The 8,984-nt window shown below is 70.0% G+C and carries 5 protein-coding genes and 1 pseudogene; 4 read left to right on the plus strand and 2 right to left on the minus strand.

Annotated elements, in window-relative coordinates; all coding sequences use genetic code 11:
- Window positions 1-15: 15 nt before the first annotated feature.
- A complete protein-coding gene (locus ACFWPQ_RS35330) occupies window positions 16-3,198 on the minus strand; it encodes an ATP-binding protein (RefSeq protein WP_384044028.1) in 3,183 nt (1,060 codons plus the stop codon).
- Window positions 3,199-3,464: 266 nt separating this feature from the next.
- Window positions 3,465-6,032, minus strand: a complete 2,568-nt coding sequence (locus tag ACFWPQ_RS35335; RefSeq protein WP_384044031.1) for an FAD-dependent oxidoreductase — start codon at window positions 6,030-6,032, stop codon at window positions 3,465-3,467.
- Between the two features lie 188 nt (window positions 6,033-6,220).
- Here ACFWPQ_RS35335 and ACFWPQ_RS35340 point away from each other — a divergent pair, with 188 nt between their 5' ends.
- The 4 genes and pseudogenes from ACFWPQ_RS35340 to ACFWPQ_RS35355 all read left to right on the plus strand — a co-directional run.
- Window positions 6,221-6,943 carry an alpha/beta fold hydrolase gene (locus ACFWPQ_RS35340; protein ID WP_384044034.1) on the plus strand — a complete coding sequence of 241 codons (723 nt, stop codon included), beginning with the start codon at window positions 6,221-6,223 and terminating at the stop codon, window positions 6,941-6,943.
- 50 nt (window positions 6,944-6,993) lie between these two features.
- On the plus strand, window positions 6,994-7,203 hold the full coding sequence (locus ACFWPQ_RS35345; RefSeq protein WP_384044037.1) for a 2TM domain-containing protein: 210 nt from the start codon (window positions 6,994-6,996) through the stop codon (window positions 7,201-7,203).
- Window positions 7,204-7,248: 45 nt separating this feature from the next.
- Window positions 7,249-7,740 (plus strand): DUF4188 domain-containing protein, encoded by a 492-nt coding sequence (locus ACFWPQ_RS35350; RefSeq protein ID WP_384044040.1) that lies wholly within the window; start codon window positions 7,249-7,251, stop codon window positions 7,738-7,740.
- Window positions 7,741-8,276: 536 nt separating this feature from the next.
- Window positions 8,277-8,984, plus strand: a pseudogene (locus tag ACFWPQ_RS35355) (PAS domain-containing protein); the annotation flags it as partial.

Genomic DNA, 8,984 nt, shown 5'->3' on the forward strand with positions numbered 1-8,984 from the left:
CCGTGAACACGGATGTCAGCGCGATGTGTTGTCCGCAAGCTCGGCCAGCAGTTCCTCGGCACGGCGGGCGAACAGGTGGGCCTCGCGCTCGACGGACAGTGCGTGCGCCCGCTCGGCAACGGCCCGAACGGTGGCGACCGGCTCGCCGCGTGCCTGCAGCACCCGTGCCCGGAGCAGAAGCAGCAGGCTTTCGGCGTAGCGCTGGCCGTACGTCTCGATGGCCGCGTCCGCCCGGTCGAGCGCCGCGTCGGCCTCGTCCAGCTTTCCGGCTGCCAGCCACATCTCACCGAGGAGCCCGTACCAGGTGGCCAGCCCCGAGCGTGGCGGGTCGGAGAGCGACGCGACGATCAGATCCTGCGCCTCCGCGGCTGCGCGGACCGGGTCCTCGCCGGTCACGGCGCGCGCCCAGCACCGGGCCAGCCGTTGGTAGCTGCCGAGGAAGCCGAACGAGAACGCGGGGTCCGCGGCGATCCCGCACTCGGCCGCGCGCAGCGCCCGCGCCGGGTCGCCGGTCAAAGCCGCGACTCTTGCGGAGAAGGCCGCCCAGACCGTGACCGCGTAGCGGTCGCCTCCCGCGGCGGCCTCCATCGCGGCGAGCTGAGCCAGTGCCGCGTCGACGTCCCCGTGCAATGCGGTCATCATCGCGAGCATCCCGGCCGCGAGCAGTCGCAGATCGCGCCGGAGCGGGTCCTTCTCATGGTGGGCCAGGTCGTCCAGAACGGTCCAGTCGGTCCGGCTCAGGTACCGGAACGCCGCTCCGATGTTGCCGGCACCCCACTGGTGGATGCCCCAGGCGTACCTGCCGTAGGCGCGCACGGCAGAGTCGTCGGACGCCTCCCCCTGCGCCAGCAACCGGCCGGCCAACCGGCCGGCGCGGTCCAGCTGCAGGCCCTGGGCGTACGCGGCCCAGCGGGAGAAGAGGAAGTCGGCTGCCTCCCGTTCCCTGTTCAGTTCACGGGAAAGGTGTTCGGCCCGCTCCAGCAGATCGACCGCCGAGCCCACGTATCCCGCCCGCATGCCGTCCACCGCGGTGAACAGGGACAGGGCAGCCAGCTCCAACTCCGCCAGGCCCGCTGTGCGTGCCACCTGCGCGGCCGAGTGAAGCCGGCGTACGGCTGCCTCGAGCGCCAGCTTGGCCGCGGCGCAGCGGCCGGCCCGGACGAGCGCGGTCGCGGTGCGGGCCGGATCCGCGAGCGGCCCGGCGGACCACAGGTGATGGGCGAGGCGCTCGGCCACCAGTTCGATGTCCGCGGCCCTGTGCTCCAGGGCGTCGGCGATCAGCAGATGCAGCCGGGCCGCGCGCGGCGGCGATATGGTCTCGACCACCGATTCGCGGACCAGGTCGTGCGGAAATCCGAACGAGTAGGGGTCGCCGGGCGAGGGTTCGAGCAGGCCCAGCCCTTCGCACGCCTCCAGGCGGTCCAGACATGTCTTGTGGTCCAGGCCGACGGTGCGGGCGAGGAGGGCGAGGTCGACGGTACGGCCGATCAGCGCGGCGATCTGCAACAGGCTTGTGGCGTCAGCCCTCAGTCCGGTCATCCGGTCGCGAACGACATCCCGGACAGTGGCCGGCACCGCGGTCCGGGCCACGGTGGCCTCCGTGAGGACATCGCCGTCGGCGAGGAACCGGGACAGCTCGCGGACGAAGAAGGGGTTGCCGGCGGTGCGGGTGTGGATGAGGCGGGTGGCACCCGGGCCGGGGTCCTGGCCCGTCTCGCGGCGGACCAGTTCGGCCACCTCGGCCGGGACGAGCGGGCCGAGCTGGATCCTGCGGTGCGGGGGCACCCGACTCGCCGCGGCGAGCATCCGCCCCAGCTCCGGGCTCGGTGCGGGCGCACGGTCACGGAGCGCCCCGATGACGACGGTGCCGTCCGGCAGCCGAGCCATCAGGTGACCGAGCAGATCCAGCGAGGCGGCGTCGGCCCACTGGAGGTCGTCGATCACAAGCACCACAGGTCGCCGTGCCGATACCTGACGGACAAGCGCGACAGCCTGCTCGAAGAAGCGGAACCGGACGCCGCTGTCCGGCAGCACCGATGTCGTGCGGCCGCTGCCGTGCGGTGTCACGAGACGACCGAGTTCGCCCGCGTGCCAGTCCTCCCGCGCTGCGGCAGGCACGTCGTCCAGGAGCGCGCTGACGACCTGCACCCACGGCCACATCGACGGTGTGCCGTCCCCCGGCAGGCAGTGGCCCCGGACAACGAGCGCGCCACGCCGGGTCGCCTCGGCGCCGGCCTCCTCGAGCAGGCGGGTCTTGCCGACTCCGGGTTCTCCTTCGACGAGCACGAGCCCCGTCGATCCGGCGAGTGCCGATTCCACCGCATGCCGCACCACCGCCAGTTCCTGGGCCCGGCCGACCAGGCGGTCGGCCGTCGACGCCCCGGTGGTGGGTGCCGCAGTCCGTTCACAGGGCGTTTCCTCAACCGGTGCCCGTTCCAGCACCCGCTGGTGAGCGGCCATCAGTGCCGGGCTGGGGTCGACGCCCAGTTCCTCGGCCAGCCGGGCGCGGACGGTCCGGAACACCGACAGCGCCTCGGCCGGCTGGCCGGCGGCAGCCAGGGCGGCGATGAGACTCGCCTGCACTCTCTCGTGCAACGGCGCCATCCGGGCGGCCATGTGCAAGGCCTGGAGCACCCGTTCGGGCCGGCCGAGCCTTGTCGCCAACTCGGCCGCCGCCACGCAGGCGTGGCGGAACTCGTCGTCCAGCCCGGCGAAGATCGCCATACCGGTCGAGCCGTAGGCGACCCCGTCGCCGGCCGAGCCGTGCCAGAGCCCCACCGCTTCCAAGTACCCGTCGAGTGCCGCGGCGAGCCGCTGCTCCGCGACGTCGCCCTCGGCCGCTTCGACCAGCTCACGGAACCTGACGACGTCCAGGGTCCCGGGGGCAGCCACGAACAGGTACGCGCTACCGCGGCGCTGCAGGTACGAGCCGGGTTCCCGCGCGGGCAACGCCGGCTGCAGCAGCCGCCGCAGCGCGCCGACGTACTTCTGGAGGATGTTGACCGCCGAGGCGGGGACGTCCTCGGCCCAGATCAGGTCGACCAACTCGCTGATGCTGACCGGCTCGCCCGCACGGGCGAGGAGGACGGCGAGCAGATACGCCTGCTGCGGAGGACCGGCGTCCAGTTCCACACCGTCTCGCCAGACCCGCAACGGACCGAGAACCTGCAGACGCAGGGATGCGTCGGAGGAGGCCATTCCAATCTTCCATTCCGAGTCCCGGGTCGCCCTCGCCGCCATCCGCTGCCCGTGGTGACCGAGGTCGCGCGGAAGGGAAGGCGACCACTGCTGCTCACCGGCCGGAAGGGCGCAGCGAACGACCAGGGACGACAGCAGTGATCGCGGCAGATTCTTCAGCCGGGCAGCGCGCCGAGTGCCACTGGACCGGAGGGGCTGGAGTCAGAAGCCGTTGTCCGTCGTGCTGTCGACGGGACGGCGCGGACAGTGACCGTGGCCGGCCCGTCCTACCGGCCGATCACCAGGTCCTCGGTGGGCAGTGTCTGGCAGGCCAGCCGCCAGCCCGCCGCCAGCTCCTCGGCGGAGAACATCCCCCGGTCGTCGGTCTCGTAGGCGCCGGAGAGCACCCGCACCCGGCAGGTACCGCACGCGCCTTCGCCGCACGACTGGGGCAACGTGACACCGACGGCGTTGGCGGCGTCGAGGACCGACTGACCGGGGCTGCACGGGAACGCCGGGGCGCCGCCCTCCGTGCCGATCATGAACTGGGTGACACCGGCCGCCGCGGCGGCGACGGCGATGGCGTGCGCCTTCTCCCGGCGGGTCTCCTTGCTCCGGCCCGACACGAACGCCTCGGTGTGGATGGCCTCTCGCGGCACCCCCAGTTCTGTCAGGCGGCCGATCAGGTCCTGCATCATGGGCGCCGGCCCGCACAGGTGCACGCGGGTCGTCGGGTCCGCGTACGACAGCAACTCGTCGAGACCGATCCGCCGTTCCCGGTCGGTCGCGAAGACCGATACCTCCAGCCCCGGCAGCCGGGACCGCAGTGCTTCGATCTCCGGCCCGAACAGCACCTCGTCCTCGGTCCGGTAGCTCGCCAGCAGGACGATCCGCCCCGTGTGACCGGCGTCTGCGGCCGCGAGCAGGACGCTCATCAGCGGGGTGATCCCGACGCCCCCGGCGATGAGCAGGAGCGTGTCCGCCCCGGTGTCCGGCTCCCAGGTGAACTCGCCGTGCGGACCGCTCACCCGCAACGCCGACCCGACCTCCACCTGCTCATGCAGGAACCCCGAGCCCAGCCCGTCCGGCTCGTGCTTCACAGCGATCTCGACGAAGCCGCTCTCCGAGGGACTGCTGCAGATCGAGTACGACCGTTCGATCGGCTCGACGGCGACGGGCAGGTCGACCTTCACGTACTGCCCGGCGGCGAACGCGAACGGCATCGTGTCCCCGTCCAGGGGTTCGAAGCGGATCCTCCGGACCGTCGGGGTCAGCACCTCGATGCCGGCCACCCGCAGATAACCCTCCCAGGGCGTGGCCGGATCCCGGGCCACCCCGCCGGAACGGATGGCCTGCCACATCGTTCCGAGCTGCCGCGGTCTCAGGACCGCGTTCGCCGCCATCAGCCCGCCCGCCAGCGCCCCCACCACGCCGGACCCCCAGGCGTCCTGCCCGGCCACGAACAGACCCTTGACCGGAGTACGGCATCCCGCACGCGCCGAACGCAACCGCTGGGGAGTCGCCGCGAGGCCGTAGAAGGACCCCCGCACGCTGTGCTGATAGGTCTCGAACGACAGCGGCGTCGCCAGTTCGGCGAATGCGATGCGCTCCCGGAAGCCGGGCCAGCGTTCCTCCAGGCGCGCGATCAGCCGCGCGGTCAGCTCGTCCTTGAACTTCCGGTAGCTGTCCGGCCGCTCGTTCTCGGGCGTCCCGCGCCACTGGTCGACCACCTTCGGATCGACGAGTTCCAGCAGCTCCACCGTGTGGAACCGGGCAGCCGGGTTGTTGAGCGAGGCGAAGGAGACATACAGCGTGCCTTCCCCGGGAGGGCGTTGAACGCCGTCGTGCTCGTCGAGATCCGGCATGAACCAGTGGTTCTCGCCGCGCAGTCCGAACTCGGCCGGCGACCGGTCGAGTCCGAGGAACAGCATGACCGCCGACCGCTCCTCGGGCAGCTCCGCCAGTTCGTGGCTCTTCCCGATCAGGGCGTACGTGTTACGCACTCCGGCCGCCGAGACGACGGTGTCCGTCCGCACCCGGTAGCGGCGGCCGGTGGCGGTGTCCTCGACATCGACGCCGGTCACCTTGCCGGCCTCGACGACGACCTCATGAACCCGCTGCCGGGAGCGCAGCACCACGCCGTACCGCTGCAGGATCTCCAGAACGACCCGGTTGAGCTCCTGCGGGCCGCCCACGGGGTGCGCGGTGCCCTCCATGAAGAAGGTCAGCGGAACCGCCGCGTGGTAGCCGAACGCGCTCGACGCGGGCGGAGTTCCGTAGAGCCCCCATCGCGCGGCCAGCACGGCCCGCAGCCGCGGATCGCGGAAACTGCGGGCGACCTGGTCCCGCAACGACCGGAACGCCGACGGGAAGAGCCGCTCGACGACGGGCGCACCCGCTTTCCGTACGCCGGCGGGAAACGATGCGAGGACATTGCGCGCGGTCAGTCCGGCCATGGCCCAGCGCGTGGTCCGGAAGAAGCGGTCGATCGCGTCGGACTCGGTAGGGAACCGTTCCTTCAGACGCTCACGGAACCGTTCCTTGGTGGCGGGGACGGTGAAATCGAACCCCGGGAAGTGCAGTGCGTCGTACTCGTCCGGCAGGGGCGAGAGCTGTGCCCTTCCGTCCGTCATGAACCCGAGGAACGGGCCGGCGCTCGCGCTCATGTAATGCAGCCCGGTGCCGAACCGGTATCGCCCGGCGCGGGAGAACTCGTGCGTCATCCCACCGAGCGTGTAGTGCTGTTCGAGGACGAGAACACGCTTCCCGCCGAACTGCGCGATCGTGCGCGCCGCCGCGAGACCGCCCATACCCGACCCGATCACCACCACATCGGCTTCCTCGTCCGGCGCCATCGGCAACCCCCCCAGTCGTCTGTCCTCCGAGGCGCCCAGATTGGCCGAACCGGCTTGACGTCGACTGAATGACCAGTGAAGCCCACCCGGAACCAGGTCCCGGTCCCATTCCATTCCCGTCCAGTGCGACGTCTTAGCTTTGCGCCGCAAACGGAGTTCGAGCCGTCATCCGAAGAAGGGGTTGGTCCATGGTGAGCGGGAAACCGACGATCGTGCTCGTACACGGAGCCTTTGCCGACAGCAGCGGCTTCAACGCCGTCGCCAAGCGGCTTGTCGCCGACGGCTATCCGGTGGTCGCCGCGCCGAATCCACTTCGAGGGCTCGCCTTCGACGCGGCCCAGGTCAGGGCGCTGCTGGACAGCATCGAGGGACCGATCGTGCTGGTCGGGCACTCGTACGGCGGTGCGGTCATCTCCGCTGCCGCCGAGGGAAACGCGAACGTGAAGGCACTGGTCTACCTGGCGGCGTTCGTGCCGGAGACGGGCGAGAGCGCGCAAGCACTGGTCGAGCGGTTCCCGGGCAGCACCGTGGGTGAGTCCCTGAAGCCGGTGCCGCTGCCCGACGGACAGGTGGACCTCTACATCGACCCGAAGGTCTTTCATCCCCATTTCGCGGCCGACGTGTCGGCCGAGGAAGCCGCCCTCTACTCGATCACGCAACGCCCGGCCACCGGCGCCGCCCTGGGCGAGCCCGCCACCGGTCCGCAGGCATGGCACACCATCCCGAACTACAACCTGATCAGCGGCGCCGACCGGATCATCCCACCGGCCACGCAGGAGTTCATGGCCCAGCGCTCCGACGCGAAGACCCAGGTGGTCGAGGGTGCTTCGCACATGGTGTTCGTCTCCCGGCCGGGCGCGACGGTGGCCCTCATCGAGACAGCCGCCCAGGAACAGACGCTCCCGCAATAGCACCGCCGGTCATCCCAAGTGCACCGATCCGCTGAACCATGGGAGGGAAAATGCAGAAGAGCGAGAAGGCCATGAGGTGGGGCCTGCGGATCCACCTCTTCTGGTACGTCATCGCCAATGTGGCCCAGGTGGTGCTGTGGGCGATTCTCACGCCCGACCACTTCTTCTGGCCCTTGTGGTCGATTCTCGGCTGGGGCATCGGGCTGGTGATCCACTTCTGGGCGATTCGTTCGAAATCCCGATCGCTGGCCCGGCCATGACCTGAACCATCGCAAGAAGGGCCCAGGAAGGGCCGGAGGAGAATCATGTCCGAGAAAGTGATTCCGGGTCGCAACACCGCCGCCGCCGAAGGCGACGTCGTCGTCTTCCACATCGGGCTACGGATCAACCGGCTGCGCGCCTTCTCCAGCTGGTTGCCGGCATTCATGTCGATGCCTCGCATGCTCCGTGAACTGTCGCAGGAAAAGACCGGCGGGCTTCTCGGCTACAAGGTGCTCTACGGCGGCCTCCGGGACTTCTACGTCGTCCAGTACTGGTCCGACAAGGAACGGCTGCTCGCCTACGCCCACCAGCAGGACAAGGAACACCGGCCCGCATGGACGGCGTTCAACCGGCGGGCACGTGCCGGCAAGGGTCATGTGGGCATCTGGCACGAGACGTTCATCGTCCCGGCAGGCTCCTACGAATCGGTGTACGTCGACATGCCCGCATACGGCCTCGCCGCCGCGACAGGTGTCGTACCGGTCGGCCGGCGCGGTGACACGGCGGCCCAGCGTCTGAGGGCGGCAGAGAGGTAGCCGTCCCGGCGCCGACTGCTTCCATTTCGGCGTTCAACTCCATGAGCATTTTCAGCGTTGCCGTTCCTGGGTGAGGACGGCAACGCTGAAATGCTCGGTGCGGTCGAGGCAGAGGGTGTCGGATGTCGGTTCCGTGCCGGCCGGAGGGGAGTTCGAAGCCGTAGTCGGTGCCGGTGCCGATGCGGACGGCGGTCGAGCGCACACCAAGCCCCAACTTACCGGTATTGCGGCCGACTCCCCGATCAGCGCGGGGTTTTGACCGGGCAGCATCGCATTGCCCCTCTCGATTACGCCAGACAGCAACGACGTCCGGTCGCAAACAGGCGAGTACGGCCGTATCGGGGCCAGTAAGCGGCAGGCCGAGGCGGGCGTGACCGGGATGCGCTGGGATGGACCGATTCACCGCAACCTGACAGTCAGTTGGGGCCGCCATGAGCGACACGGTCACGTCAGAGCCGACAGACAGGGCAGGAGCTGCCCAGCAGGCCCACCGCCGACGCGGTACCCCGAGCCGAACGAGCGAGCCCGGAGCAGCCGAGGACCGGTTCCGGGGACTGCTGGAAGCGGCTCCCGACGCGATGGTCATCGTGGACGACACCGGAACCATCAAGCTCGTCAACGCCCAGACCGAGACCCTCTTCGGCTACCACCGCGACGAACTCCTCGACCGTCCCGTCGAGATCCTCATCCCCGGCCGGTTCCACGACCAGCACGCCACCCACCGCGACGACTACGCCACCACCCGTCAGGTGCGTCCCATGGGCGCCGGACTGGAACTGCACGGTCTGCGCAAGGACGGCACCGAGTTCCCCGTCGAGATCAGCCTCAGCCCACTGGAAACCACCGACGGCCTCCTCGTCTCCGCCGCCGTACGCGACGTCAGCGAACGAAAGGCCGCCGAAGAAAGGTTCCGGGCGCTGCTGGAAGCGGCCCCCGACGCGATGGTCATCGTGGACGACACCGGAACCATCACCCTCGTCAACGCCCAGACCGAAGCCCTCTTCGGCTACCGGCGCGACGAACTCCTCGGCCGTCCCGTCGAGTTGCTGGTGCCCCAACGGTTCCAGGTCAACCACACCCGGCATCGCGACGGATACACCACCAACCGTCAGGTGCGTCCCATGGGCGCCGGACTGGAACTGCACGGACTGCGCAAGGACGGCACCGAGTTCCCCGTCGAGATCAGCCTCAGCCCACTGGAAACCACCGACGGCCTCCTCGTCTCCGCCGCCGTACGCGACGTC

Source organism: Streptomyces sp. NPDC058464, assembly GCF_042721035.1.
GTDB lineage: Bacteria > Actinomycetota > Actinomycetes > Streptomycetales > Streptomycetaceae > Streptomyces.

Excerpts from the sequence above, each read along its gene's own strand:
- ACFWPQ_RS35330 (WP_384044028.1), bottom strand. The coding sequence starts at position 3,198 with ATGGCCTCCTCCGACGCATCCCTGCGTCTGCAGGTTCTCGGTCCGTTG.
- ACFWPQ_RS35335 (WP_384044031.1), bottom strand. The coding sequence starts at position 6,032 with ATGGCGCCGGACGAGGAAGCCGATGTGGTGGTGATCGGGTCGGGTATG.
- ACFWPQ_RS35340 (WP_384044034.1), top strand. The coding sequence starts at position 6,221 with ATGGTGAGCGGGAAACCGACGATCGTGCTCGTACACGGAGCCTTTGCC.
- ACFWPQ_RS35345 (WP_384044037.1), top strand. The coding sequence starts at position 6,994 with ATGCAGAAGAGCGAGAAGGCCATGAGGTGGGGCCTGCGGATCCACCTC.
- ACFWPQ_RS35350 (WP_384044040.1), top strand. The coding sequence starts at position 7,249 with ATGTCCGAGAAAGTGATTCCGGGTCGCAACACCGCCGCCGCCGAAGGC.